General features: G+C 48.8%; 23 protein-coding genes. 3 read left to right on the top strand and 20 right to left on the bottom strand.

Annotation, left to right across the window (positions count from 1 at the left end; genetic code table 11):
- Positions 1-222: 222 nt before the first annotated feature.
- The 5 genes from adhE to AC0MA3_RS05410 form a co-directional block, all read right to left on the bottom strand.
- Positions 223-2844 (bottom strand): bifunctional acetaldehyde-CoA/alcohol dehydrogenase, encoded by a 2622-nt coding sequence (adhE, locus tag AC0MA3_RS05430; RefSeq protein WP_379161843.1) that lies wholly within the window; start codon positions 2842-2844, stop codon positions 223-225.
- An 823-nt stretch (positions 2845-3667) separates the two neighbouring features.
- Positions 3668-3778 (bottom strand): AgrD family cyclic lactone autoinducer peptide, encoded by a 111-nt coding sequence (locus AC0MA3_RS05425; RefSeq protein ID WP_379161836.1) that lies wholly within the window; start codon positions 3776-3778, stop codon positions 3668-3670.
- Positions 3775-4299: an accessory gene regulator B family protein gene (locus tag AC0MA3_RS05420; RefSeq protein ID WP_474655419.1), complete on the bottom strand. Its 525-nt coding sequence runs from the start codon at positions 4297-4299 to the stop codon at positions 3775-3777. Before AC0MA3_RS05420 ends, AC0MA3_RS05425 begins: the two co-directional genes overlap by 4 nt.
- The gene (locus tag AC0MA3_RS05415) at positions 4292-4918 is read right to left on the bottom strand and encodes a hypothetical protein (protein WP_474655418.1); all 627 of its coding nucleotides are present in this window, start codon (positions 4916-4918) and stop codon (positions 4292-4294) included. The genes AC0MA3_RS05420 and AC0MA3_RS05415 overlap by 8 nt, the downstream gene beginning before the upstream one ends.
- Before the next feature lie 161 nt (positions 4919-5079).
- On the bottom strand, positions 5080-5877 hold the full coding sequence (locus AC0MA3_RS05410) for an alpha/beta hydrolase (RefSeq protein ID WP_474655417.1): 798 nt from the start codon (positions 5875-5877) through the stop codon (positions 5080-5082).
- A 385-nt stretch (positions 5878-6262) separates the two neighbouring features.
- On the opposite strand from AC0MA3_RS05410, the gene AC0MA3_RS05405 reads away from it, so the two are divergent.
- On the top strand, positions 6263-6982 hold the full coding sequence (locus tag AC0MA3_RS05405; RefSeq protein ID WP_379161824.1) for a Crp/Fnr family transcriptional regulator: 720 nt from the start codon (positions 6263-6265) through the stop codon (positions 6980-6982).
- A 213-nt stretch (positions 6983-7195) separates the two neighbouring features.
- Here the strand turns inward: AC0MA3_RS05405 and AC0MA3_RS05400 are convergent, their stop codons facing one another.
- From AC0MA3_RS05400 to AC0MA3_RS05360, 9 genes are all read right to left on the bottom strand, one after another.
- Positions 7196-8014 carry a formate/nitrite transporter family protein gene (locus AC0MA3_RS05400; protein WP_379161820.1) on the bottom strand — a complete coding sequence of 273 codons (819 nt, stop codon included), beginning with the start codon at positions 8012-8014 and terminating at the stop codon, positions 7196-7198.
- Positions 8015-8062: 48 nt separating this feature from the next.
- On the bottom strand, positions 8063-8383 hold the full coding sequence (gene nirD / locus AC0MA3_RS05395; protein WP_379161817.1) for a nitrite reductase small subunit NirD: 321 nt from the start codon (positions 8381-8383) through the stop codon (positions 8063-8065).
- Between the two features lie 30 nt (positions 8384-8413).
- A complete protein-coding gene (nirB, locus tag AC0MA3_RS05390) occupies positions 8414-10840 on the bottom strand; it encodes a nitrite reductase large subunit NirB (RefSeq protein WP_379161814.1) in 2427 nt (808 codons plus the stop codon).
- Between the two features lie 214 nt (positions 10841-11054).
- On the bottom strand, positions 11055-11756 hold the full coding sequence (locus AC0MA3_RS05385) for a hypothetical protein (protein WP_379161811.1): 702 nt from the start codon (positions 11754-11756) through the stop codon (positions 11055-11057).
- A 171-nt stretch (positions 11757-11927) separates the two neighbouring features.
- Positions 11928-12659 carry an iron-sulfur cluster repair di-iron protein gene (gene ric / locus AC0MA3_RS05380; RefSeq protein WP_379161808.1) on the bottom strand — a complete coding sequence of 244 codons (732 nt, stop codon included), beginning with the start codon at positions 12657-12659 and terminating at the stop codon, positions 11928-11930.
- A gap of 177 nt (positions 12660-12836) precedes the next feature.
- Complete coding sequence (locus AC0MA3_RS05375) at positions 12837-13559, bottom strand: hypothetical protein (RefSeq protein WP_379161805.1); 723 nt, start codon at positions 13557-13559, stop codon at positions 12837-12839.
- A gap of 271 nt (positions 13560-13830) precedes the next feature.
- Complete coding sequence (locus AC0MA3_RS05370; protein ID WP_025702950.1) at positions 13831-14148, bottom strand: winged helix-turn-helix transcriptional regulator; 318 nt, start codon at positions 14146-14148, stop codon at positions 13831-13833.
- Positions 14149-14243: 95 nt separating this feature from the next.
- Positions 14244-14567 carry a hypothetical protein gene (locus AC0MA3_RS05365; protein WP_379161801.1) on the bottom strand — a complete coding sequence of 108 codons (324 nt, stop codon included), beginning with the start codon at positions 14565-14567 and terminating at the stop codon, positions 14244-14246.
- Positions 14568-14592: 25 nt separating this feature from the next.
- Positions 14593-15528 (bottom strand): Gfo/Idh/MocA family protein, encoded by a 936-nt coding sequence (locus tag AC0MA3_RS05360; protein ID WP_379161799.1) that lies wholly within the window; start codon positions 15526-15528, stop codon positions 14593-14595.
- A gap of 148 nt (positions 15529-15676) precedes the next feature.
- Here AC0MA3_RS05360 and AC0MA3_RS05355 point away from each other — a divergent pair, with 148 nt between their 5' ends.
- Both AC0MA3_RS05355 and msrA read left to right on the top strand, forming a co-directional pair.
- Complete coding sequence (locus tag AC0MA3_RS05355) at positions 15677-16294, top strand: TVP38/TMEM64 family protein (protein ID WP_379161795.1); 618 nt, start codon at positions 15677-15679, stop codon at positions 16292-16294.
- Positions 16295-16378: 84 nt separating this feature from the next.
- Positions 16379-17365: a peptide-methionine (S)-S-oxide reductase MsrA gene (gene msrA / locus AC0MA3_RS05350; protein WP_379161791.1), complete on the top strand. Its 987-nt coding sequence runs from the start codon at positions 16379-16381 to the stop codon at positions 17363-17365.
- A 99-nt stretch (positions 17366-17464) separates the two neighbouring features.
- Here msrA and AC0MA3_RS05345 read toward each other — a convergent pair whose 3' ends face one another.
- From AC0MA3_RS05345 to AC0MA3_RS05320, 6 genes are all read right to left on the bottom strand, one after another.
- Positions 17465-18613, bottom strand: coding sequence for a DUF4349 domain-containing protein (locus tag AC0MA3_RS05345; RefSeq protein ID WP_379161788.1), 1149 nt, complete (start codon positions 18611-18613; stop codon positions 17465-17467).
- Positions 18614-18895: 282 nt separating this feature from the next.
- Positions 18896-21187: a 5-methyltetrahydropteroyltriglutamate--homocysteine S-methyltransferase gene (metE, locus tag AC0MA3_RS05340; protein WP_474655416.1), complete on the bottom strand. Its 2292-nt coding sequence runs from the start codon at positions 21185-21187 to the stop codon at positions 18896-18898.
- A 249-nt stretch (positions 21188-21436) separates the two neighbouring features.
- Positions 21437-22297, bottom strand: a complete 861-nt coding sequence (locus AC0MA3_RS05335) for an undecaprenyl-diphosphate phosphatase (protein ID WP_379161782.1) — start codon at positions 22295-22297, stop codon at positions 21437-21439.
- Positions 22298-22403: 106 nt separating this feature from the next.
- Positions 22404-23027, bottom strand: coding sequence for a DedA family protein (locus tag AC0MA3_RS05330; RefSeq protein WP_379161780.1), 624 nt, complete (start codon positions 23025-23027; stop codon positions 22404-22406).
- 14 nt (positions 23028-23041) lie between these two features.
- Complete coding sequence (locus AC0MA3_RS05325; RefSeq protein ID WP_379161777.1) at positions 23042-24991, bottom strand: ABC transporter permease; 1950 nt, start codon at positions 24989-24991, stop codon at positions 23042-23044.
- Positions 24966-25736, bottom strand: a complete 771-nt coding sequence (locus tag AC0MA3_RS05320) for an ABC transporter ATP-binding protein (protein WP_379161774.1) — start codon at positions 25734-25736, stop codon at positions 24966-24968. The genes AC0MA3_RS05325 and AC0MA3_RS05320 overlap by 26 nt, the downstream gene beginning before the upstream one ends.
- Positions 25737-25920: the final 184 nt, after the last annotated feature.

The following is a 25920-nucleotide window of genomic DNA, read 5'->3' as shown; positions in this document are numbered from 1 at the left end:
CGCGGGCTTGAAGGTTAATCCCGTGTCTCGTGATCCCAAAAAGATCTGGTTGTTATAAAATTCACAATTGCATCTTCATAACAGGGACCGTTATTTATATAAACATTTTAGTTTATTTTCTGAAAAAGGACTGTGACAAATATCACTCTTTCGGTGATATTTGTCACTTCCATCCAGTCCCAGATTATCCTACAAACTCATTTTTTGATATACAACCGGCAATTAGTTATCGAATCTGCCGTAGAAAGCATTACGGTATACATCAGCAAGTTCACTAACCAACGGCAGCTTAGGATTGGCAGTGGTGCATTGGTCTTCGAATGCACGGTCAGCCAAGTAGTCTACGCGGGATTCGAAATCCTTAGGATCGAAACCAAGTGCTTGGAACGACTCTTCAATGCCGAGTTTTTTATTCATGTCGCGGATTGCGTTGATCAGGCTTGTTACGCCTTCTTCAGTAGTGCGTGCTGGCAATCCCAGAATGCGTGCGATTTCGGCATAACGTTCGTCAGCTACAAAGTGCGAATATTTAGGGAACGAAGCGAACTTTGTAGGTTTTTTAGCGTTGTAACGAATAACGTGCGGCATCAGAATGGCGTTGGTGCGGCCGTGAGCGGTGTGGTACTGTCCGCCCCATTTGTGCGCCAAGCTGTGGTTGATACCCAGGAAGGCGTTAGCAAATGCCATACCAGCAAGCGTAGATGCGTTGTGCATTTTTTCGCGAGCAAGCTTGTCGCCTTGCAATGCTGATTTTTCAAGGTATTGGAACACCAATTGGATAGCTTTGATAGCCAGACCATCCGAATAATCACTTGCCATTACGGATACGTATGCTTCGATAGCGTGAGTCAATACGTCCATACCTGTATCAGCTACAGCTGTTTTTGGCAAGCTGTATACAAACTCAGGATCGATGATAGCTACGTCTGGTGTCAGCTCATAGTCAGCCAATGGATATTTCGTGTTATTTGCAGTTGTTTTGTCAGTGATAACCGCGAAAGAAGTTACTTCCGAACCAGTACCCGAAGTAGTTGGAATCGCTACGAATTTCGCTTTGTTACCAAGCTTAGGGAATTTGTATACGCGTTTGCGGATATCCATGAATTTCTGTTTCAAACCGTTAAAGTCAGCGTCTGGGTGTTCGTAGAACAACCACATGCCTTTGGCAGCATCCATTGGGGAACCGCCACCGAGTGCGATGATGCAGTCCGGTTGGAATCTGTTCATCATTGCAGTACCTTTTTCTACAGTAGTAGTCGATGGATCTGGTTCAACTTCCGAGAACACTTCGATCGCTACTGGAGTCTGGCGTTGACGCAGGTAATGCTCAACTCTTTCTACATAGCCCAGTTTAACCATCATTGGGTCAGTGATAATAGCTACCCGTGTGATGTCAGGCATTTTAGCCAGGTACTGAGTGGATCCTTTTTCGAAGTAAATTTTGTCAGGTACTTTAAACCATTGCATATTCACGGTACGACGGTTCACCCTTTTCACGTTGATCAGATTAATGGCAGTTACGTTCTGCGATACAGAGTTGCGGCCGTAAGATCCGCAGCCCAGAGTCAGTGAAGGGATATTCGTATTGTAGATATCGCCGATTGCGCCATGTGTGGAAGGCGAATTGACGAGAATACGTCCGGTTTGCAGACGGTGCGAGAACTTCATAATAACTTCTTCATTGTTGGAGTGAATGGCCGAGCTGTGACCCATACCGCCAAATTCAACAATCTGTGCTGCACGTTCGATACCCTGGTCTGCGTTTTTAACTTTGTAGCAAGCAAGAACCGGGCTCAATTTTTCAGCGGACAGCGGATATTTAGTACCTACACCTTCAAGTTCAGCAACCAGAATCTTAGTGCCGGCAGGAACTTGAATTCCGCACATTTCAGCAATTTTCACTGCGGATTGACCTACGATAGCAGGGTTTACTGCGCATTTTTCGACGTTCATTGCGCCGCTTGTCAGCTTGGCAGCTTCTTCTTTATTAACAAAGTAGCAGCCATTAGCGATCATTTTCTTTTTCACTTGGTCAAAAATTGCTTCTTCAATGATAACCGCTTGCTCGGAAGCACAGATCATACCATTATCGAATGTTTTGGAAAGGATAATGTCGGTTACTGCCTGATCGATATCAGCACTCTTTTCAATGAAGGCAGGTACGTTACCAGGGCCTACGCCGAGAGCTGGTTTGCCACAGCTGTAAGCTGCTTTGACCATTGCCGAACCGCCTGTTGCCAGGATTAGTGCAACGTCCGGATTGTTCATCAGTGCGTTTGTTTTGTCCATTGTAGGAAGTTCGATCCATTGAATGCAGTTTTCAGGAGCACCAGCTTTTACAGCTGCGTCATGAAGAATCTTAGCTGCTGCAGCGCTACACTCTTGCGCAGATGGATGGAAACCGAATATAATAGGGTTACGTGTCTTAGCGGCGATCAATGCTTTAAACATCGTGGTGGATGTTGGGTTGGTTACCGGTGTGATACCCATTACGATTCCGACTGGTTCAGCAATCTTCTGGAAACTTTCGTATTGATTGTCTTCAACTACGCCTACTGTCTTATCATACTTAATGCCGTGCCAGATATATTCTGTTGCGAAGATGTTCTTCGTAATTTTGTCTTCGTAGACGCCGCGGCCTGTTTCTTCAACAGCCAGCTTTGCCAAGTACATATGCTTGTCGAGTCCTGCCAACGCCATTGCATGAACGATTGTGTTAACCTGCTCTTGATCCAGCTCCATGTAAGCCTCTTGAGCTTTCTTTGCTTTATCCACCAAAGCCTGAATATACTCTTCAGCGGTGGTTTGTTTCACTTGGGCGGCGACTTCGTTTTTAACTGCCATCTCCCTCGTCCTCCTGTCAATTTTTAGGTTGTTTTTCTCTACACATTTATCTTATCACATCCTTTACGGGTTGTATAGTGAAATCTTTCACAAAGTATAAAGTTTTTTTTGATTTGTTTTCAAAGCGCTTTCATTCGATCATATTAAGGTTTTACTTACATATTATGTTTATAATCAGCGCTATTTTTGTCGTTTATGCGAACGTGAATTTTTTCACTTGACATATTTCACTGTAATACTGCTTTTCTTGTTGTTGCTCCTCTATCTTATCTCTATCCATCTACAGGGTTTCACCTCCGTTAAGTACAGATCGTTGGTTCACCAGTCTGTCTTTGTGAAATTTATATTCTATAGTAAGGAACTGAGGTGAAAATAAAAAATAGAGACTGTCATCGGACAGTCCCCTCACAAGATTATCTAGCACAATATAATATTAGGATTCATTCGGGTCAGTTCTTGTTCAACAACTCTGTAACGATGATAGGCTATTGTGCAGCTTAGAGAGTTCTGGCTGCTCACAGGATCGAAATAAGCAACCTTGAAGGTCCTGTCTAGACATGCCACGTTAGCGATGTTGACCGCCGTTCCCCGATCTACGATGCTAAAAATGCATCCGGTGCTGTTAAGCGCGTTCACCCAGTACCGCAAGGGTCCCATGATGTAGTATACGCCTTCCCTCGTATGTACCAGGATAGACTGTGATTCGTTGGAATTGCATTTAAGAAACAGGATGTGTTCGAAGTAAACAGCGATGATCCCGGTAGATCCGTCAGCGGTTGCGGTAACGGATAACGTTCGCAATGGAATCAACCTGCCTTCTTATTTATTTTTTTAACAGTTCAGCGGGAATATTGCCTTTGAAAAAAAACAAAAAGCTGTTTGTGCTTACAGCAGCACTTGCAACCTTGGTCAGTACATTTGCAACCAGATTCATGATCTCACCACCTTTCCCAGCACGAGTGTAATGCTCTGGGCCAAAAAGCTGAACGCCAGAGCAGGTGACAATATCAGAAAGTTGAAGGCGACAAGCACTATCGCTGCCAGCTTCATATATGGATAGTATTTGGAGGGTATCGTTGATTGCTGGCTAATACCGACCGGTGCAAAAATACAGATGATAATGATAGCTGCTGCTGTTGCCGTAAGAATCCAAAACTGCCCCAGTGAAAGAAGCGAAATACCTGTAAAAAGCAAGGTGGAAGCTATAGCGCATCGCAGATTGGATCTCAGATGCATACCTCCGGTCAACTGGCGAAGAATAGCAAACGAGATCAGTGTAATAACCACATCTACCGTCCGTCCGTTATATAGGGATATGCCCAGTGTCGCTGCGACAATAAATAACAGGTTGAGCATCATGGAAATGGCAAATGTAAAAACTTCAACAGAAGAAGGATGATCTGGTACAGAGCGTTTTAAAGTTACAGCCATTCTTGCCGCAAGCATTTCAATCATTCATTTTCTCCTTTTTCATGGAATAGTACATTAAGAATACAAAAGCGCTGGGAAAAAAAAGAAGACACCAGCTAGTCTCACTCTTGTACATAATGAGTGAAAACAGCAGTAAAAACAGTAAAATCCAACCAATCATTAGTACAACCTCCCAACGGGAGCGCAGCTTTTCAAAATCAAATGTAAACCCTATGCCGAATTTATAAAGAAACCATGCTAGAGCCATACTGACAAAGCCGGATATGAATTGCCCATAATATTCATTAAGCAATGAAGTTTGTGAATGAGAAATAGAGCCAAATAGGAAGAGGATCAAAGTAAGCTGGATCATACTAAAGGCAAGATAGCCGGAAATCACTATAATCGATGACCAAATAAGAGGTACTTTAATGATCGCAGTCAGCAAAAAGATAAAAATAAGCATGTTTACCAGAGGTACCAGATAGCCTATATCAAAATTATTCCTCAGTACAAAGCTCTCGAGGTTCATCAGCAAAATTGTAAATAGTGCAGGCCATATATAATCCGTCGCCCTTAACCTGAAGAACGACATCATCATGGCAAAAATCCCAACCCCCTCAATAGTCGAGAAGAATATAAATCCCGCCGGACCCCATGACAAAAAGCATCACCGCCTTGCAATTTATCGCCTTTTATTTTCCATTATATTGAATTTTATCCCATTGGTATAGTTAATTTTTGGAAAATGACAAAGTATAGAACCAAAAGAAAAAAACCTTCCATAGAACCGCATCGGCCCATGAAAAGCTTCTTCTGTTAAAACTATTTGCAATATCCTTGTAAATCCAGCCAGGAGGCACATGCCTCCGTCCAGCTTCGGGTATGAGGCTCATCGCCTGCCAGACCAAGCCCATGTTCTCCATGCGCATATATATGAAGATCGAACGGAATATGATGACGGCTTAACGCTGCGGCAAATCGGAGGCTGTTCTCCACCGGCACTGCCTCATCGTCCGAGGTATGCCACAGGAACGCTGGTGGCGTTGCTGACGTTACCTGAAGCTCACTGCTGAGCCGTTCTTCAAGCTCGGGATCAGGATGGCTTCCCAACTGATTTTCTTTTGAACCTTGGTGAGTTACACCTTCAGCCATAGATATTACCGGATAACACAGGATCAGCAGATCAGGGCGGCTGGACTGTCGTTCCATAGGGTCTAAAGCATCTTCATCACCTTTATCGAATAATACACCAGCAGCAGAAGCTAAATGTCCCCCTGCCGAAAATCCCAGAATGCCCAATCTGCCAGAATCAATTCCGAACTCGTCTGCATGGTGCCGGATCATCCGGAGCGCGCGCTGTGCATCCAGTAATGCATGTGGATAACCATAAGGTGCTACACGGTAACGCAGCACAAAGGCTGATATTCCCAGCGAGTTCAACCATTCTGCAACCGGCCCGCCTTCATGATCCGCCCGCATAGCATAGGCCCCGCCCGGACAGACGATCACAGCAGCATTCTTATCACCTTCCACCAGATAAGGCGTAATCGCCGGACAATCCTCATCACTTGTCCCCTGTGCCCCTGGTGCCCCCTCAGGCCATAACAATAAAGTCTCCATACTCATCCCTCAAGCTTTCCTCATTATGATAGAATCATTCAGGAAATCGCTTTCTTTCCCTGCAACAAGTCTATCAAGGTCTTACCATTCATGCAATCCTGGGGTTGCATCCTAAAAAATCAATATTCGCTAAAAAAGAAAATAACAGCAGCACCCATTATCTGTCCATAATAGGTGACTACTGCTATAATAGTGAGTGATTAATGCTTTTGATCCCTATTTCAGCTCAAAAGAATATTAAATCTCACACCTTTGAAGTGAAAATTATCACAATGTTAAAAAATCGACACTTTTTAACGAAAATTATCACCCATAAAGAGGAATTTCAAGGTATAATTAATTTAAAATTTACTGAAAAACTGAGGGAATAAAGGGGATATCGATTATGATAAAGGAACATTATAATGTTATCGAGGCCCACGGCAATACAAACTGTTTCTCCGAACAGAACTTTAACCGGCTTCTGGTTACAATGAAAGAGCGTATGGTACCTGAGGGCTCTCATTTGTTCTGGGAAGGTGACTACTCGGATAAATTGTTTTATATCAAACGTGGACGTGTGAAGCTTACCAAATCTACTGACGAAGGCAAAGAACTCATTCTGTATATGTATCAGGCAGGGGATATGGTAGGTCAGGCAGATCCTTTCTTCAGCACCAAGCACAGCTTCACCGCTGAAGTGATTGAAGAAAGCGAAGTTGGCGTTATCGAGCAGAAGGATCTGGAGATTCTGATCTGCCAGCATTGTGATTTTGCCATCGACTTTATGAAATGGATGGGTATCCATCACCGTCTCACACAGACGAAATTCCGTGATCTGATGATGTACGGCAAGCCTGGCGCACTCTGCTCCACCCTGATTCGACTGGGCAATACCTATGGCGAGAAGACCGGGGACAGCATTCTGATCAACAAAAAAATCACGCATACGGATCTCTCCAACATGATCGGCGCAACCCGTGAGAGCGTCAACCGGATGCTGAGCGATTTGCGTAAAAAAGATGCTGTGGAATATGAGAATGGCATGATTGTGATTAAGGATCTGTCGATGCTTCAAGACATCTGCCACTGTGAATTGTGTCCTAACGAAATTTGCCGCATTTAATGTCCTAATACTAATACCCTCTATTCACCTCAATGAATCATATATGACCCGGAGAATTCGCATAAATTAATAGAGTGGTCAAAGACGCCCTGTCCGGCGTCTTTTTTTCTTGCCAGGGCAGTTTCGCTATTCATACAAATTTCGTGCCACGTTCATTTTATTCACTCATGCAAAAAAGCCCTGCAGTCATTGACCACAGGGCTCTCTAAGAATCTAGCTGACTTGCTTTTTCGTCTTGTTAATAACACCAGTCCGTGCAGCCCGTACCGGGGAGATCATCCAGTACGCCATGCCGACAAACACACCGCCGCCGATAATATTACCCAAGGTAACTGGAATCATGTTGTGCATCCATCCGGCTAGGGTGATGGTCTCTGGGTGGTTAGGCAGGAGCAGGGCTACGCTCAGCAGCGTCATATTCGCAACACTATGCTCATAGCCACTTGCTATGAATGCGAACAAACACCACCAGATCAGCACTAGCTTAGCTGTCTCACTTTTGGCACGGGAGGACATCCACAGTGCCAGACAGACTAGCCAGTTACAGAGAATACCGCGGAAAAACAGCTCAGAGAACGGCAGGCTCATTTTTTTAGCCGCTGCTGTAAAAATCAGATGTTCAGCCGGAGCGGCTGAAAATAATCCTGTCCCCCGGATCAGCAATGCCAGAATCACCGCACCGGCAACATTCCCGATAAATACGAGAACCCAATTCTTAACCGTATCCCATACACTGGTTCTTCCCGCAAGTGTGCTTACAGTGAAAAACATATTGTTCCCGGTGAACAGCTCCGAGCCCGCGAAGACTACCAGTGTCAGGGCTATCCCGAAGGACATACCCATAATCAGCGGCTGAAAAGGAGATTTCACTGCTGCCAGTGGCGCCCCGAGCGAAAAAATCAGAATAATACCAATGCCTACATAGGCTCCAGCCAGCAATGCGGCAAGAAAGTATTTCGGCAGACTTTCATTCATCTTATCCCGTTTGGATACTGCCGTCTCTACGATATTCTCTACACTTTGCGTAAACACACGTCCACCCCGCCATTCTCCAAATAATTATTTATTCATCCAATATATTTACAGGCTGACCTTTACAATACCGCCGTCCAGTAGAACCGGATAGACCTTCACCTGACCATGGTCTGGGGCTTGCACTTCGCCGCTTCGCAGGTCAATTTTCCAGTCATACAATGGATCGTACAGATAGTAGCCGGAGACGATCCCTTCAGCCAGCGGACCGCCTTTGGGATGCGGACTGCGATTCTCCAGGGCATAAACGGCCCCATCCGAGGTACGGAAAATGGCTAATTCAATCTCACCGGTGGTAACAACCCGGCCGATCTGCAGCAGGAACTCTTCCACCGTGCCTACAGCATATTCTTGTGTAGTGGTTTGCATTAAGCTCTCTCCTCTCATAGTGGGTATAGGTCAGACTCTTGCCTGCTCAAAAAGTGCGGTACGTGTCTCCTGGTCATCCAACATTTTTTTCCAGGGATCCGAAACCTGTGCCAGGGCAAAATCTATACGTGCAGCAAGCTCTTTACGTTGCTCTTCGTTCTCCAGAATCACCTTCTGAATCTGCTCAAGTCCCATGCGTTCCACCCACTCGGAAGTCCGTTCCAGGTAGTTGCCGGTTTCACGGTAATACTGCATGACTGCGGAGCAGACCTCTACCAGTTCCTCATCAGTTTTCACCTTGCAGAAGGCGTCAGCAATACGCGGCTTGATTCCGCCGTTACCGCCAATGAAGATCTCCCATCCTCCATCGTTACCGACGATGCCGATATCCTTTGTGCAGGATTCTGCACAGTTGCGCGGGCAGCCGTTGACTGCCATTTTGAACTTGGCTGGAAAATCAAGGCGCTCGTATTTGCGTTCAAGCATTGCTCCCATTCCCATCGAATCCTGTGTGCCAAAACGGCAGAACTGCGAGCCTACACAGGTCTTCACGGTACGCAGGGATTTTGCGTAGGCATAGCCGGATGGCATGTCCAGCTCCTCCCACACCTTGGGCACATCTTCTTTTTTGATGCCGATTAAGTCCAGACGCTGTCCGCCGGTGACCTTCACAACCTTAACATCATATTTCAAAGAGACATCAGCTATCCGTTTCAGATCCTCCGGTGTCGTAACACCGCCATACATACGAGGTACAACTGTAAAGGTACCATCTTTCTGGATGTTCGCACTCATCCGTTCGTTGACAAAACGGGATTCCTTCTCATCCTCATGAGTGTCAGGATAGATCATGCCAAGATAATAGTTCACTGCCGGACGACATTTGGAGCAGCCTTCGGCTTGCTTCCAGTCCAGTACATTCATGACTTCTTTGGTTGTCTTCAGCCCTTTAGAGGTGATTTCGGCTACGATCTCGTCCCTGCTCAGGGTGGTGCAGCCGCAGATTCCCTGCTTGGCGCTCTGCTGGAAGCTGTCCCCAAGGACAAATTGCAGGATTTGTTCCACTACAGGTTTACAGCCGCCGCAGGAACGGGTAGCCCCGGTGCAGGCCTTGATCTCATCCACAGTGGTGAATCCATTCTCCGTTACGGCATCGACAATGGCTTTTTTAGTCACACCGTTACAGCCGCAGACGATCTCTTCATCGGCCATCGTTTCCACCGACAAGCCCTTTTTGGCTCCGCCTCCACCGCAGCAACCAGTACCCATAACTTCGCCGTAGATCTCATCCGTCATTTCCGAACCCTGCTTCACCAGCTTCTGCAGATTGGCTGATTCCGTGACATCGCCGAAGAGTACGGCCCCAACAATGGTATTATTCTTGAGCAGAATCTTCTTGTAGGTCCGTTTCCATTCATCTTTGGAAGAGATGACGGTATGTTCTGGAGTTTCCGTGAACTCACCGGCAGAGAAGACATCCACTCCGGAAATTTTCAGCTTGGTGGCTACGACAGAACCTTCATACGGCTGAGTCGGCACATTGCACAGATGTTTGGCCAGCACCATCCCCTGCTCGAACAGCGGTGCTACCAGACCGTAACAGGTCCCTCTGTGTTCCGTACATTCACCAACGGAATATACACCTGGCATCGAGGTTTGCAGATAATCATCGACAACAATCCCGCGATTCACCGTAATACCGCTTTCTTTGGCAAGCTGAGTATTCGGCTTAATTCCTACTGCCATCACTACAAAATCTGCCGCCAGCTCTGTTCCGTCACTGAAGCGTAATCCGTTCACACGTTCTTCTCCGGTCAGCTCTACAGTCTGCTTACCCATAGCAAACTTCACACCCTGACGGGCCAGTTCCGCCTGAAGCATGGAGGAAGCTGTATGATCCAGCTGACGCTCCATCAGATCCTCCAGCAAATGTACAACCGTAACATCCATACCGAGATTCACAAGTCCCTTAGCCGCTTCCAGTCCCAGGAGTCCGCCCCCGATAACCGCTGCCGTACGGTACTGCTTCGCTGCTGCAAGCATCGCATCGCAATCCGCGATATCGCGGAAGCCGACTACACCTTCCTTGTCGCTTCCCGGTACAGGTAGAATGAACGAGTTCGAGCCTGTGGCGATTATGGCTTTGTCATAGGCAACTGACAGCCCATTATCCGTGATAATCTGCCGGGATGCTTCATCAATACGGATAACAGTAGTTCCTGTATGCAAAGTAATATGATGATCCGCGTACCACTGGCGGTCATTCAGGACAATATCCTCCATCGTCTTGCTGCCTTCCAGAACATATGACAGCATAATGCGATTGTAATTGGGATGTGGCTCACTTCCGAATACAGTAATATCATAAGCGCCGCCAAGCTTCAAAATCTGCTCGATTGTGCCTACCCCTGCCATACCGTTACCTATGAGTACTAGTTTTTCTCTCTCCACTGTCACTGTAATGACCTCCTTCAAGCTCTGAACTTCCTCACAACATACTTTATAGTGAAATTATACTGTTTAAATTTGAAAGGGATTTGTGATTGTAATCACATTATTTGTGAAGTATTTCACATAATTTCTTAACTGCTTCCCCATACGTTTGGATACAAAAAAATCGCCATTTCCCCTATGTCGTAAAACTAGGGAAAATGGCGAAGTGATCTTAAATTTAACGCAGTACCAGCTCAACCTCCAGAGTATCCTGGGGTCTAAGCTTCATATCAATCCCGGTGTCCAGCAATTGCTTCCCATTAACCTTCAGCGTCCATGCCTCCTTACTGAGCGGCTTGTACTCCATGATGCTGATTATTGTTTTATTGTCCTCGGAGAGCTGTACCATTCCGCTGGTCTGCAGCACACCCCGGACAGACAACTCTCTGGAATAAGGCAGCACGTAAGAATGCGTCATCTGTGGCTGCTCACTGCCACCGTTCACCGTGAAAATAACCGGCTGCAGCTCGGCCCCGCTTGCTGCTGGGATTGCTTCAGCAACAATGCTATCCACGCGGTCAACGCGGGTGTTCCAATCCGTTATTTTTTTGCCGTTCAATTCAATCTCCCAGACCCATTCCGGGCTTAAAGATACTTTGTTGACTGCCAGGATATTGTAGCCGTCATCCGCAAAGGTGACTACCCCACTTCTCTTAAACAGTTCAATAAGCGTCAATCCTTCTGTATAGGCCTCGCTTAGCTGCCTGCCCGAGCTTGAGGCAAGCTCACTGTTGCCGACCAGAACCGAAAGCGCCGGTCCGGCATTACCGGTTCCTGCATTGCTGCCATCGGTCTGGGACTCCAGAACTGAAGAGCAACTGCTCAAAGCTGCCATGATCATCATTCCCAGCAAAATACGCCACACCCACTTCGCGGACATTCCCGGCACCGCCTTCTCCCGCCAGCTTCCAGCCTTCTACTGCTGCTCAGACAGGTCTTGATTATGTACATAGTCTTTTTAAGAATAACGTAAATGGGTGCGGTTCTCAAATATTCCTGGTCCCAGCCCATAAAAAAAGTCCCCGAAGGGACTTGTAAAACCGATAATCCTCTATTGGTAACGCAGGAAGAGAATGTTGTTCTCCAGATGCACGTGCTCAAAGGTCATTCCCTCCAGCTCCTCAAGCCGGGCATAAGTGAGACGGTAGGTGGTGCAGGCATGCTCCGGCGGGGTGAAGTCCCCAGTAACTCTCCGCAACTCGCGCAAAATGTTTCCCGCCCCGTCATGCTCTTCTTCCAGTGAATGCAGAAGTCCGCGCAGTTCAGTCAACCCTTCTTCGCTTGGATTCTTATCATAGGCCAGCATTTTGGGGAATTCGCTCTCTTCTTCCTTAGCTGTGTGCTCCAGCAATTCTTCACGCAGCGTATGGAATAAGCGGTAAACCTCAGCCAGGTGCGGAGAATCTTCACCATGAACGCGGAAGACCTTCGTTACATTCTGGGCGATAAGCGGTAACTCTTCGCGCAAATATCTGTGATGCTTGTTAATAATATAATCTACCAGTTCTTCCGAAGACGCTTCATTCCAGGCCGTATCTTCTTCAAGCACCGGATGTTCGGCATATAGTTTGTTCAGATCCTGAATAACTGCATCCGTATCCAGTCCTTTTTCGGCAGCTACCTCTGCCAATGGTTTCGCGCCTCCGCAGCAAAAGTCAATCCGCTGTGCCTTAAAGTAATCGGCTGATTTGGGGAATTGCAGGACGATATCTCTCACCATGGCTTCACCGGTGAAATGAATGGATGGATCTGTCATTGTATTGTTAAATTGTTTGGCCGTCATAAGGGGCCCTCCCTTGGGTTGTTGGTATAGGTTTCTTGTACCTCTATACCTTAACGCCAGCAGGGGAGACAGTTTGTGATTGTACGCACTGAATATAAAAAATTTTAATGAACTGGTGGAACTAGGAATGCCTACAGTACATACAGTCCGTAAGGGCCCAAAGGAAGGACAGTAGAATCATTGCACCGTGGCCCGCATATACGTCCGCTTGCCCTGCGCATCCTTCAGATATGGTCCCAGCCCCGCAAAACGTGAGTGGTCCACATAGACCCCAGTCATCCACCGTCCTTCAGTCAGGCCTCCATTCCACTGGAGCACCAAATCGGGAGCGGCGATCCATTCCTGATACACCCGGATATTTGACTCCTGGTATACTTTGCAGCGTTTGCCATTCTGGACCAGAGGATGATTGCTTAGATAAGTCGGTACGAAGTACGTGGAGATCGTATCCAGATCCGCCTCATCCAGAAAAGAATCCTCACCCAAATAGGGCTGGAAGAGTAGCGTACTTTCATACATCGACCAGATCACTGCCTGCAGCACCATACTTTGGCGGATGCCATTATGGAAGGTAAACCTGCGGGGATTGCCAGATGATAGAATAGCCGGACCAGCTGAGGGCTCAAGACAATGGCGCTCACAGCCGATACATTTCCAGCCAGCTGGGCTTTGTATCCACTTTTGAAAAACACTTCCGCTATCGTTATCCCCCTTGTATAAAGAGGAGATGATGTCATAAGGTACCCCAATCCATGCGTTCCACAAGGTATCGGGAAGATGGCCGTGAAGCATGAACAACACTTTGTCGTAAATAAGCTGCACTCTGATCGAAGCACTCTCCAATTCGGCGACATCTTTTTTTCCATAGGTTATTTCCCGGGAAAACAAGGTGGTTGTCATCTTCCTCGCCTCCTAAAAATTGTTTTAACATAGCTTCCTGAATTCACTTCGGACAAAAACTCACATCGAAAGCATATTCTTTATTTTGTTAGCGTTACCATAATTATAGAAATCGCTAGGCAAAATACAGCAATGGCAAGGGGAGGGGCAGCAACTTTTTTCTATTATATTATATTCTGCCGCCTTACGTGCAATTTATTTGCAATTTAAAATGAAAAAGCCCCTCTCTCCATCAGGAAAAAGGGGCAGCTACAGGGTGTAAGGGCAGGGTCTACTCGACCCAGCTCTCCGCCCAAGACTGAATCTGCTGCATGACCGGCTCCAGCGCACGGCCTTTGGTTGTCAGTTCATACTCGATGCGTACGGGTGTTTCCGGGTACACATGGCGTACCAGAATCCCTTCACACTCCAGGTCCTTCATTCGTTCGGACAACATCTTATCGCTCATTGACGGGATCAAACCGGAAATATCTTTGAAACGCTTGGGTCCGCTCATCAATGTCTGAATAATAAGTCCATTCCAACGTTTACCTAAGAATGAGAAGGCCGATTCGAATCGAGGGCACATCGTCAGCTGATGTTCTTCCATTATTCTCACCTCTCACTATTAAAACTTACAATAAGTTAGTATATATAATTTTAACACATTTATAACACATTGAACATCGTTTGGCAAAAAAAAGTTCATTCGCCCGTATCTTGCTGCGGTTTCCTGCTGGCTATAGCCTCAGTCACCACATAAGCAAGGTCATCATTGCTATATAAAGACAGGACTCCAAGCACCGTATCGTCGGAGATAAAGCCAGCTTCATCCATAGGTACAGTCAGTGACAGCGCGTGGCTTAGTGCTGCATTCCCTTCTTGCTGCGGATAAGCCTGAAGATACAGCGCATGCGGGTCCAGCTTGTTATTCACACACCATTGGGCAAAAACCAGGATCATCATTTCTTCATCCCGCTTGTAGCTCTCTATGATCTGCTCTTCCGTTGATTTGCGGTAATCCTCCATGTGGTTCCTCCTTTCTACTCCATAGTCAGTCGGTAAGCTTCGCCGCCAGCTCATGACTGGACAGGAGCGCTGATGCCGCAATGCCGCATTGCTCGGGTGTGTCCAAGCTGCTCAAAAAATGATTCACCACACCGCTAAATCCACGCCGCTCCAGCACTGTATCCCAGCTTCCAAAATTCTGCGTACGCGGCAATGTGCCTTTCTCATATAAGGTTGCCCGTTCCATGTCCACAACTTCCACAGATCTGCCGTTACCGTGCAGTTCCAGCTTCTCCATATCTGCCCCGGCTTCACGCACCATGCTGTACATTCCGGTCACACCGTTATTCCAGCCCAGAATCCCAGAGGCTTGAAGTAGCCGTCCAGATTCGTCGGACTGCAGATGGCCCCGCAGCAGTTCGGCATCCCCGCCGCATAACCAGAGCAGCAGATCCAGCATATGGATCAGATCATCATGAACGGTCTCACGGCTGCTGCCGGCTTGCAGCTTGGTCCGGTGCTTGAAGGCGTGACAAGCGCTGATGCCGCCTGCTTTCTCCAGCCAGGCTTTGGCCGCCGTATACATCGGTGCGTAGCGCCGGTTGAACCCTACGCCCAGCAGCAATCCCTGATCTTCGGCAAATCCGGCCATCCGCCGGGATTCCTCCAGATCATAGGACAGCGGCTTGTCCACATACACCGAAACTCCATGACTCAAGCATTTCATTACAATATCATAATGCGTAGGGGTAGGGCTATGCACAAATACTACATCCGGCTCCCACGACAAAAGCTCATTCAGATCCGTAGTGCCTCTAGGGAACCGGTAGGAATGAACTGCTCCCTGTACGGTGGCCGGCGAATGGCTAAGCACACCGACTACCTCCGCATGATCATGACGGGAAAGCAGAGGCAGATAGACTTTTCGGGCGATATCACCGAGGCCAACCAGCGCCACTCTTTTGCGTTCTGTACTTTTCATAGGCGTATCTCCCTTGGCTGTAAGGTTTTCCTTTTCCTTTTAGACGTATTATATCGTGACAAGTCGCGGTGACCAATGATCTTTGCTTCATTAAATACTAATTATTCAGTATGATGAGAGGAATGAACGGAAGAAAGGGCATAATAGAATGAGAAAATGGCTGACTGTACTGCTGTATGTTTCGGGAATATTCCTTACGTTTATCTACAGATATGACATTCTGGCCTGGCTAAGGCAGGATCATAATCTGTTATTGGGCTTTGGTGCCGCTACTGTGCTGGCAATGTTCCCCCCGGTGCCTTATAAGCTGATTATTGGAATTTACGGGTATGCCTATGGAAGTCTGACTGCGGCCGTGATGTGCTGGAGTGCCTCTACTCTGGCAGGAGCGATCATCTACGGTATTGTTCAATATATGTTCCAGGAAAAGGCCAGAACCTATTTGGCCTCAGTACCTGCCCTGGATAAATTCACAGCTGCCGTACAGCGCCGGCCTTTTGCAGCGGTGGTGCTGGCCCGGCTGGCACCTGTCGTTCCGCAGATGGGGGTAAATATCTATGCCGGCGCTGCCGGGCTACCCTTTTGGAGCTATCTGGCAGCATCCGGACTTGGCAAAATCCCTGCAATTGCTTTATACGCTTTTCTCGGCGGACAGATGCTCCAGCATCCGCGAAGTGCGTGGATAGCTATACTGGCATATGTGGCTGTACTGGCGTTAGCCATTTTATCGCTGCGCCCACGATCCTTCAGTTCGAAGAAAGACTGAGCCGCCAGCTGGCAGGCGGTTCTTTTTTGTTTTATAATTACATTGTGATCTATTTAATTGCAATCTATGAATGGAGGGATATACATGAGTGATGTTCAATCTGACAATATAAGCAGTAAAACTGAAAAAGCCACGTTTGCCGGGGGCTGTTTCTGGTGCATGGTATCTCCTTTTGAAGATCTGCCAGGGATTGTTGAGATCGTCTCAGGTTATACGGGCGGACATACGGTTAACCCGACCTATGAAGAGGTTTGTTCGGAAACCACAGGACATGTTGAAGCGGTCCAGATTACATTTCAACCCGATATTTTTCCATACACCAAACTGCTGGAGCTGTTCTGGCAGCAGATTGACCCTACGGACGCAGGGGGGCAATTCTATGACCGGGGCACTTCATACGGAACTGCCATTTTCACCCATTCCGAAGAGCAGCGGGAACAGGCTGAGGCTTCCAAGGCGGAACTGCAGGCTAGCGGACGTTTCTCTGCTCCCATTGTGACGCCGATTCTTCCGGCCAAGCCTTTTTATCGGGCTGAAGAGTACCATCAAGGGTATCACCATAAGAATCCTGGTCACTATAAGCGTTACCGCAAAGGCTCCGGCCGTGATGCTTTTATCGAGGACCACTGGAAGCACAAGGAAGAGAAGCAGAGCCTCAAGGAACGTCTGACTCCGCTACAATATGAAGTGACCCAGAACAATGCAACCGAATCCCCTTTCCGCAACGAATTCTGGGATCATCACGGGGATGGCATCTATGTAGACATCGTATCCGGTGAACCGCTGTTCAGCTCCCGGGATAAATTCGACTCCGACTGCGGCTGGCCCAGCTTCACCCGTCCGATCCGTGACTATTCAGTCAAAGAGAAAACAGATCTCAGTCATCTGATGATCCGCACCGAGGTTCGCAGCAAAACAGCCGATTCCCATCTGGGACATGTATTTAATGACGGCCCCGGACCAAGTGGTCTGCGCTACTGCATTAATTCAGCGGCCCTGCGTTTTGTTCCGAAAGAAGATTTGGAAAAAGAAGGCTACGGCGAATATCGTGTACTGTTCCAGCATGCTTAAATAGCGGTGGTAATGTCCGCACAGCTTCATATCAACATCACAAAGCCTCCAAACCCGCGAACAGCGGTGTTGGAGGCTTTATTTTCTTCTACCACAATACTACTCCGGCTTGTTCTCATCCAGCTCATCTGCATCATGTATAGGTGCCGCATTCCCGGGGGTCTGTTGAGACAGCATCTGATTCTGCTCCCGATTGACCTGACGGATACGCTCTATTGTCTCATCATCCCGTGACTTGTTTTTTTTGCGGACCCAGAGCACAATCACCACAACGACAGCAGCAATTATCAATACAGGAAGCGCCGCTGCAAGGAATACGAAGAGCCATTGAAACATCACCGACAGCGCATGCAGGCTGCTCTGAAGCGCATCCGAAGCCCGGTCCATTAACGGCCCTTTTTCTTGGGTCTTGGCAATATTCAGACTCTCATCGGTCTGGTACAGGCGAAGCTCAACCGTTGAGAAGGACACATTCTGGTTAATATAGCGCATTCTGCCCTTGATGGTCTCAATTTCTTCCTGTATGGCTCCAAGCTGATTCGCAAAAGCTACAAGGTCGGCAGATTTCGTCGCTTTTTTCATAAACTCGATATATTGGCTCTCCATCAACTGCTTGGCTTTGAGGCGTGACTCCAGATCCACATACTCCTCTGAGACGTCCTGACCCTGGATTTTATGCTGTAACTTCTCATTTTTAATTTTCTCTAATTGGTCCAGAAAGGAAGAAAATCCGGAAGCCGGCACCTTCAGAATGAAGGTTCCCCCCTGCTCATATTCGGATGTGTTCTCCGAAAATTCAACAATGTAGCCGTTTGCGAGCGTCACCATATTACGCACTTCTGTCTGCGCCTTCGCATAGTCTGTTACTTCCATCGCTAGGCTGGCGTGATAGATCAGCTTCTTGTTCAGTCCGCCCACAACGTCGCTACCCGTAAACCCGGCTGCCCCTGCCGCTGCCCGATCTGCATCCGCGCTGTTAACCGCCGAGCTTCCGCCACCGGCAACCGCAGCTTTATTCGCGGCTGGAGCTTCGGCTTCAGTGGATGCGGCTTGATCTACTGGCCCGCCATCAGCTGAAGTGTTCTGGTTCGAAGTGCTATCCAAGCTTTCTACTGTGCTGGCATTGTCTGACTTCAATTCTGTTTTCGCAGAATCATTGTTGCCCCCAGCCCCGCACCCCGCTACAATCACAGCAAACATCAATAACCCCAATAAAAAATTCAGATAATGCAGACCCCTTGTACGCATGCTCATTCCTCCAAAAAGTGTAGTGGAATTCCTGCTTCTGTTATACAGGTTGCAATCAGCGAAGCGCTCTTTATCTGTAGGCATCTTTCGCGTTATAGTTAATGACGTTCCAAAAGCTGGAAGGTTGCAGGAAAACGGCATTTTTTCCAATTGAATGGCGTTTTATTGGTTACGGGCGCTTCGTTACTATCTGCAATGAAGGTGTCTCTAAAGGCAAGAAACACAAAAAGACCCTGTATTCACAAGGAATAAGGGTCAAGGTCTGCCGAAGTCTAAGAATAGTTATCCGTTGGTTTGGTTCCGCACATTGCCTGCAGCTAGCACCATGTTGCGAAGTGCCGCCTCGGTCTCCTCCCAGCCGCGTGTCTTCAGCCCGCAGTCAGGATTAATCCAGAATTGCCCGGCATCCAGCACACGCAGTGCCCGCTCAATATTCTGAGTCATCTCCTTTACTTCAGGAACACGCGGACTATGGATATCATAGACCCCCAGTCCAATTCCTTTATCATAATCATGATCTTCAAAAGCTGTTATCAGCTCTCCATGGCTGCGGGAAGTCTCAATGGAGATCACATCCGCATCCATGGCTGAGATGGCTCCGATCATGTCATTAAATTCGCTATAGCACATGTGGGTATGAACCTGCGTAGTATCCTTCACATGATTCGTAGCCACGCGGAAGGAACGAACAGCCCAATTCAAATAATGTTCATGGTCTTCCGCCTTCAGCGGCAGCCCTTCACGAATGGCCGGTTCATCCACCTGAATCATCTCGATCCCTGCATCCTCCAGCGCCTGCACCTCATGGCGGAGGGCAAGGGCAATTTGCTTGGCGACCTCTTCGCGGCTAAGATCATCGCGGACGAACGACCAGTTCAGAATGGTTACCGGTCCAGTCAGCATGCCTTTTACCGGCAGCTTCGTCAGGGACTGGGCATACACGCTTTCTTTGACGGTCATCGGCTGAATAAAAGCAACATCCGCATAGATGACCGGGGGCTTCACGCAGCGTGAGCCGTAAGATTGCACCCAACCGTTCTGGGTGAACAGGTAGCCGCCCAGCTTCTCACCGAAAAACTCGACCATGTCCGTACGTTCAAACTCACCATGCACCAGTACATCCAGACCAAGCTCCTCCTGCAGCGTAATCGCTTCGGCGATTTGGCGGCGCACAAACGTATCATAGCGCTCCTCATTCCATACCCCTTTGCGCCATTTGAGACGCGCCTGACGAACCTCAGCAGTCTGTGGAAAACTGCCGATGGTAGTAGTCGGAAGCAGAGGTAATTGCCATTTCTCCTGCTGCAGCTTCACACGTTCTGCAAAGGGCAGACTCCGGCTGTCCGGCAGCGTATCCAGACGGCGAACCTGTTCCGCCACGTCCTGGCGTCCGCGCTCGGGAAGAGCGCGGAAGACAGCAAGCGCTTCCCGGCTCTCTGCAAGCCCCGCCGCAGCTGTTCCGCTGTCTCCACCTGCAGCTGCTGCGAGCAGCTGCAGCTCTCCCAGCTTCTCATCTGCGAAGGCAAGCGCCTGTTTCACAGCAGGCCTCAGTTTCCCTTCGCTCTGAACCGTTACCGGAACATGGAGCAGGCTGGAGGATGGCTGAAGAATCAGCCGGTCCAGCGGTACATGGAGAGCCAGCTTTTCAACCAGCACGAGCTTGGCATCAGGGTCAGCGCGCCAGATGCTGCGCCCGTCAATAATACCTGCGCATAGCCATTTATCTTCCGGCCAACCCAGTTGTCTGATGGCTTCCAGATTTGCGCCGCCATCGTGGACAAAGTCAAGGCCAATTGCCTGTACTGGTAATTCAAGCAGAACTTCCAAAGGTTCGGCCGCTTCAAAATAAGTCTGCAAGATCAGCTTCAAACCGGGGACTGCAGCGGAAATCTCGCCATAAATGCTCTTCAGCAAGGCAATGTCTCCTGCATCCAGTCCGATCACGACGGCCGGTTCATCGATCTGTACCCAGGTCACACCCTCCTGCTGCAGCTCCTGCAGGAGTTGAATATATACCGGCAGGAAGCGAGCGGCAACCTCCCCGATGTCCGCAGCCGGAAATCCCTTGGACAGCTTGAGGAAGGTATACAATCCGACAATAACCGGCTTACCTTCAATACCTGCGTGCGATTTGGCGAACCGGTAGGCGGTCAGTGGTTTATTCTCAGTCAGCCGGGGCGTGTGGCTACCGATCTCCGGCACGATATAATGGTAATTCGTATTAAACCATTTGGTCATCTCGCAGGCCGGCGCGGCAGCATTGCCGCGTGCCATGGCGAAATACAGATCGAGCGGGACGGTTCCGCCGTCATAATCATAACGCGGTGGCACAATGCCGAACATGACCGCTGTATCCAGCACATGATCGTAGAAAGTGAAGTCATTCACCGGGATCAGGTCAATGCCTGCCTGTTGCTGCGACTGCAGATGCTGAAGCTGAATATCCGCCATGGCAGCACGGAACTCCTGCTCGCCTATTTTACCGGACCAGTAAGCCTCCAGCGTTTTTTTCCACTCACGGTTTTTGCCGATTCTCGGGTACCCCAGATTACTGGTGATTATTTTAGTTGTCATTAAGATCTGCTCCTCATCTGTCGTTATTGGTTGTTTGTTCTAGTATTCGCGTCTCATGTCCTTAATCTGAAGCCATCATACTGTACCCTTTTTGCCGACTGCAACAGATTCCGGCGTTTCCAGTTATACACATTCGCTATAGCAAAACAGCATCTGGCCGGATTTGGCAACTGAATCTTCTTTGCTGCACATATTAAAAAGACGGTACCTTCCAAGGAAGGCACCGCCAGGTTCAACTATTGTTCTATTCTAGAACCATACCAGATACACCACTGCAGCGAGAACAATCCGGTAGATTGCAAACGGCATCAGCTTGATACGGTTGATCAGCTTCAGGAAGAAACGCATGGACAGCAGTGCGAACAGGAAAGCGCTGATGAAACCGGCAATAAAGAAGGGAAGGGCGTCAAGGGTGAAATATTGCCAGTTCTTGAGCAGTGAGATCAGACTGGCTCCAGCCATGATCGGAACTGCCATAATGAAGGTGAAATCGGCGGCGGCGCGGTGGCTCATTCCGAGCAGAACCCCGCCGGAGATGGTTGATCCTGAACGCGAGAAACCCGGCCAGAGCGAAAAACACTGGACTAGGCCGACCGATAGCGCCTGGCTATATGTAATTTGATCGACACTCTCCGTTTTGATCTTTTTGGGGGCGAACAGGTCTGCGCAGATCATCAGAATCGCTCCAACGACCAGGCCAATGAGCACCGTAGCGGTCGAGAATAAATGCTCATCAATATAATCCTCGAACAGAAATCCGAGCACACCGGCCGGTATCAGACCCACAAGCACTTGTGCCAGCTTCAGCCGTCCCGTGGTTTCCACTACAGGCTGGCCTTCCGGTACCGCGGTCAGTGCCTTGCGGCTGAACCGCTTCAGACCCAGAAGATCGATGAACCGGTTGCGGAAAATAACCACAACGGCCAGGATAGAGCCGAGCTGAATCACTACCTTGAAGGTATTGGCCGTATATTTTCCGAGAAACTCCTGCGATTTCAGCCACATATCATCGACAATAATCATATGGCCTGTTGAGGATACAGGAGCAAATTCTGTTAAACCTTCTACAATCCCTAATATGATTGCTTTAATAATAGTCAAAAGCTCCATGTAATCTCCTCCTAAAAGTTTTGTGAGCTTAACATCTATGAAATCGCTTCGTACAAAACTTGCTTCGAAAGCATAGACTTAGTTTGGTGAGCATCGCCATAGTTTGTTAGCCGCGGGCTTTGCCGGCAGTATGGCGTTTACGTAAATACAGCAGACCCAGCGCAAGAATTCCTCCGGCAATCAAGATGTAGACCACGCTGGAATAAGCATCTACATACCCGCCTATGTCCTCCCAGGACTCTCCGAGCGCAGCGCCCAGCAGGATCAGCAGTGTATTCCAGCCTAGCGTGCCGATTGTCGTAAACAGCATGAACAATCCGAACTTCATCCCCGACATTCCAGCCGGGATCGAGATCAGGCTTCGGACGAGCGGTACCATCCGGCAGAACAGCACTGTCCAGTAGCCGTATTTGTCAAACCAGGCGTCTGCCTTGCGGATATCACTCTTTTTGATCCGGATCCATTTGCCATAGCGGTCCACAATCCGCTCCATCCGGCTGACATCCAGCATCCGGCCGACCCAATACAGAATAGCTGCTCCAAGCAAAGAACCCGCCGTTGAAGCGATCAGTACTCCGGGAATCGTGAGCCCAGAAGTTGTGGTCATGAATCCGCCGAAGGGCAGGATGACCTCTGAAGGAATGGGCGGAAAAACATTTTCCAGCGCCAGCATCAGAAAAATTCCTATATATCCGAACTGCTCCATAATATCTGTGATCCATGTTTTCATTCGGTTCCCTCCGTCTAGATAAGATTTTTCTTGAGGTTGCGCAAATAGCGGCTGCGGATGAAGAAGAAGTACAGCGTCTGGGCAGCCAGATAGCCGATCAGCACAGCTCCGGTCTCGGCTGCGATGGATAGATAGAACAGCCGCTGCAGCGCGATAAAAGCAAAGATACTGTGCAGAACTGCCAACAGCACCGGAATGAAAAACATGAGTGCCAGTTGCAGCGTCGCAATGCGGTCCATCTCTTGGTCGGTAAAGCCCATTCTCGACAAGGTTGAATACTGCAGGCGGTCATGATCCAGATCCATATATAGACGGAAGTAGAGGAAGCTGCCGGCAGCGATGAAGAAGACCGTGCCGACGAGCAGTGAAGCGAACAGCATGGCACTGTAAAGCGTGCGCTGAATCTCAAATAAGGTTCCGCTGATCACGACAGCATAAGCAGACTTTTCTTCATAAGGAACCTTCCCTGTAGCAGCGAGCTCTGAAGCTACTCCCACCGTACGGGCAAAATCATTCACATAAAAGCCAGTGTACCAATCCTGCTGCACCGGGATAACCCGGCTGTACAAGCTGTCGCTGATCACCAGTCCGCTGAAATCGCCCCCACCCCTGCCGTCCAGCTCGGGCAGCAGATATTCGGCAACCGGCACATGCTGCGTATAGCCGGTCTCTTCGATCCGGATTCCTTGCTTCAGCTGATAGGTTGCTTTGAAGCGTTCAGCGGTCAGGCTGCGGTCACGCTGGGAGCCGATCATCACAAGGCCTGCATTGCCTTCAAGCGGCGGCTCATCCGAGCTGAAGCCTGCATGCCGGAGAGCAAGTTTGTAATTACTGTAGGACATCAGCGGCAGCTGATGTGTATGGTCAGGGCCCGTCTGTGACTCGACCGCGGCGACTTTGAGCGGAATACGCAGGGTATCAAAAGGTAGTCCCAGCTGATCAAGCTCTGCGGTGATCCCACGCAGGTCTTTCTCTTCCGAGGAAGGGTACTCCCCTCCCTTGGCTACATAGCCGACAGCGGCAGGATAATCCAGCTTCAGTTCGCGTGACAGCGTGTGGATCGATGCAAAGACGCCCACCGAGGTGAAGGAAACTGCCGATACAATGGTGACCATAAAAAACATCCGTCCATTATCCTTCCACCGGTATGACAGACCCGAGAACGTGAGAATATGCGTATGCTTCCATTGGAACCGGCGCAGCTTCCGCAGCTTTTCTACGACATACAAACTTAGTTGGGTGTAAAAAAGATAAGTGCCGCATGTGGTAATCAGCACAACGGGAATCATCATGATCTCAACCGTTCCCGCGGTCGTGGCAACTGCCATAGCGTACCCGCCGAGGATCAGTAGACCTGAGATCACCGCAAGCCCTTTAGATCCCTTCGGCTCAGCTTCCCCTCTGTGCCCGCTCTGGAACAAGCCGCTTGGTGCTTCGTTCCCTATAAAAGCAAAGGTAGACAGCGAGATCAGCATGAATAGCAGAACAAAGCTGCAGATGGTAAGCACCGGCGCCTGCCAGGGCAGGTGGAATGGAAGTGGCGGGATGCCCAGAAACCCGGACCCGATCATTAGGAAGAGCTTGCCCAGCAGCAGCCCGAGCAGTGTGCCAGTGAGGATGGCGGACCCGCCAATCATCATATTTTCCATAAACACCATCAGATTTAGCTGGCGTTTAGTCATACCGTGCATCAGCAGAATACCGAACTCCAGATAACGCGATTGCAGGAATGAACCTACCGAGACAAGCACGAACAGGGAACAGAAGACATAAATAATCCCCTCCGCAGCCATCATCGTATTCGCCGCTGTTCCCAGGATCATGTCCTGCGAAATGGACGGATGATAAATAAACAAGGCGCACAGAAAGAAGACCATAACCGAGAACGCGCTGCTGACAAAGTACGCGGCATATTTCCGCTTATTCCGCGTTACATTCCTATAAGCGAACTGCCGGAAGTTCATGACCCGCTCCCCCCAGCAGCGACAGCATGTCGATAATATTCTGGAAGAAGGCCGGCCGGCTCACACCCCGGTACATTTCGCTGTGGAAGCGTCCGTCTTTGATAAAAATCACCCGATGGCAAAAGCTCGCAGCTACCGCATCATGTGTAACCATCAGCACCGTGGCGCCTTCCGCCTCATTCACCTCAGCCAGCAGATTCATGACCTCACTTGCGGATTTTGAATCCAGACTGCCTGTCGGCTCATCCGCCAGAATCAGTGCAGGCCGGTGGATCATGGCCCGGGCGATGGCCACACGCTGCATCTGTCCGCCAGAGATTTCATAAGTCCGTTTGTGCAGAAGGGGGCGGATGGCCAGTCTCTCTGTCACCTCTGCAAGCCTATCCTCCATCTCCTTTACGGAGACTCCGGCAAGCGTGAGTGGCAGCACAATATTCTCTTCCACGGTTAGCGTGTCTAAAAGGTTGAAGTGTTGAAAGACAAACCCTAGCTCTTTGCGGCGAAATAACGCTTTGTCCTTGCGCCCCAGGTTTTTCGGGTTGCGGCCACCGATCAATACTTGACCCGAGGTTGGTTCGTCGATGGTGGCAATCAAGTTGAGCAGTGTAGTTTTTCCGCTGCCTGAAGGTCCCATGATTCCTACGAACTCACCCTTCTCCACAGCAAATCGGATATGATTCAGGGCGTGAGTCGACACTTTGCCTTCATATATTTTGGATAGATTATGGACGTCTAATATGGGCAAATGCTTTCGCTCCTTCATTCCCCTGGTTTGTTTTCATTATACAAACTGTAAACAACAGCTGCTATTTCTGAAACTTACAACTACCTTACAGTATTGTAAGCCGCGAAGGAGAGTTCAGGGAGCAGGCAGAGAAGAGATCACAAGCTGGAAAAACCTGCTGTCTCATACAAGAGGCGGCAGGTTT

The sequence above is a fragment of the Paenibacillus sp. LS-5 genome (assembly GCF_056121505.1).
This window is presented reverse-complemented; position numbering and strand designations above follow the sequence as displayed.

Excerpts from the sequence above, each read along its gene's own strand:
- adhE (WP_379161843.1), bottom strand. The coding sequence starts at position 2,844 with ATGGCAGTTAAAAACGAAGTCGCCGCCCAAGTGAAACAAACCACCGCT.
- msrA (WP_379161791.1), top strand. The coding sequence starts at position 16,379 with ATGAGTGATGTTCAATCTGACAATATAAGCAGTAAAACTGAAAAAGCC.
- metE (WP_474655416.1), bottom strand. The coding sequence starts at position 21,187 with ATGACAACTAAAATAATCACCAGTAATCTGGGGTACCCGAGAATCGGC.
- AC0MA3_RS05325 (WP_379161777.1), bottom strand. The coding sequence starts at position 24,991 with ATGAACTTCCGGCAGTTCGCTTATAGGAATGTAACGCGGAATAAGCGG.
- AC0MA3_RS05370 (WP_025702950.1), bottom strand. The coding sequence starts at position 14,148 with ATGGAAGAACATCAGCTGACGATGTGCCCTCGATTCGAATCGGCCTTC.
- ric (WP_379161808.1), bottom strand. The coding sequence starts at position 12,659 with ATGACGGCCAAACAATTTAACAATACAATGACAGATCCATCCATTCAT.
- AC0MA3_RS05330 (WP_379161780.1), bottom strand. The coding sequence starts at position 23,027 with ATGAAAACATGGATCACAGATATTATGGAGCAGTTCGGATATATAGGA.
- AC0MA3_RS05420 (WP_474655419.1), bottom strand. The coding sequence starts at position 4,299 with ATGATTGAAATGCTTGCGGCAAGAATGGCTGTAACTTTAAAACGCTCT.
- AC0MA3_RS05355 (WP_379161795.1), top strand. The coding sequence starts at position 15,677 with ATGAGAAAATGGCTGACTGTACTGCTGTATGTTTCGGGAATATTCCTT.
- AC0MA3_RS05345 (WP_379161788.1), bottom strand. The coding sequence starts at position 18,613 with ATGCGTACAAGGGGTCTGCATTATCTGAATTTTTTATTGGGGTTATTG.
- AC0MA3_RS05375 (WP_379161805.1), bottom strand. The coding sequence starts at position 13,559 with ATGACAACCACCTTGTTTTCCCGGGAAATAACCTATGGAAAAAAAGAT.
- AC0MA3_RS05410 (WP_474655417.1), bottom strand. The coding sequence starts at position 5,877 with ATGGAGACTTTATTGTTATGGCCTGAGGGGGCACCAGGGGCACAGGGG.
- AC0MA3_RS05335 (WP_379161782.1), bottom strand. The coding sequence starts at position 22,297 with ATGGAGCTTTTGACTATTATTAAAGCAATCATATTAGGGATTGTAGAA.
- AC0MA3_RS05405 (WP_379161824.1), top strand. The coding sequence starts at position 6,263 with ATGATAAAGGAACATTATAATGTTATCGAGGCCCACGGCAATACAAAC.
- AC0MA3_RS05365 (WP_379161801.1), bottom strand. The coding sequence starts at position 14,567 with ATGGAGGATTACCGCAAATCAACGGAAGAGCAGATCATAGAGAGCTAC.
- AC0MA3_RS05385 (WP_379161811.1), bottom strand. The coding sequence starts at position 11,756 with ATGTCCGCGAAGTGGGTGTGGCGTATTTTGCTGGGAATGATGATCATG.
- nirD (WP_379161817.1), bottom strand. The coding sequence starts at position 8,383 with ATGCAAACCACTACACAAGAATATGCTGTAGGCACGGTGGAAGAGTTC.
- AC0MA3_RS05425 (WP_379161836.1), bottom strand. The coding sequence starts at position 3,778 with ATGAATCTGGTTGCAAATGTACTGACCAAGGTTGCAAGTGCTGCTGTA.
- AC0MA3_RS05360 (WP_379161799.1), bottom strand. The coding sequence starts at position 15,528 with ATGAAAAGTACAGAACGCAAAAGAGTGGCGCTGGTTGGCCTCGGTGAT.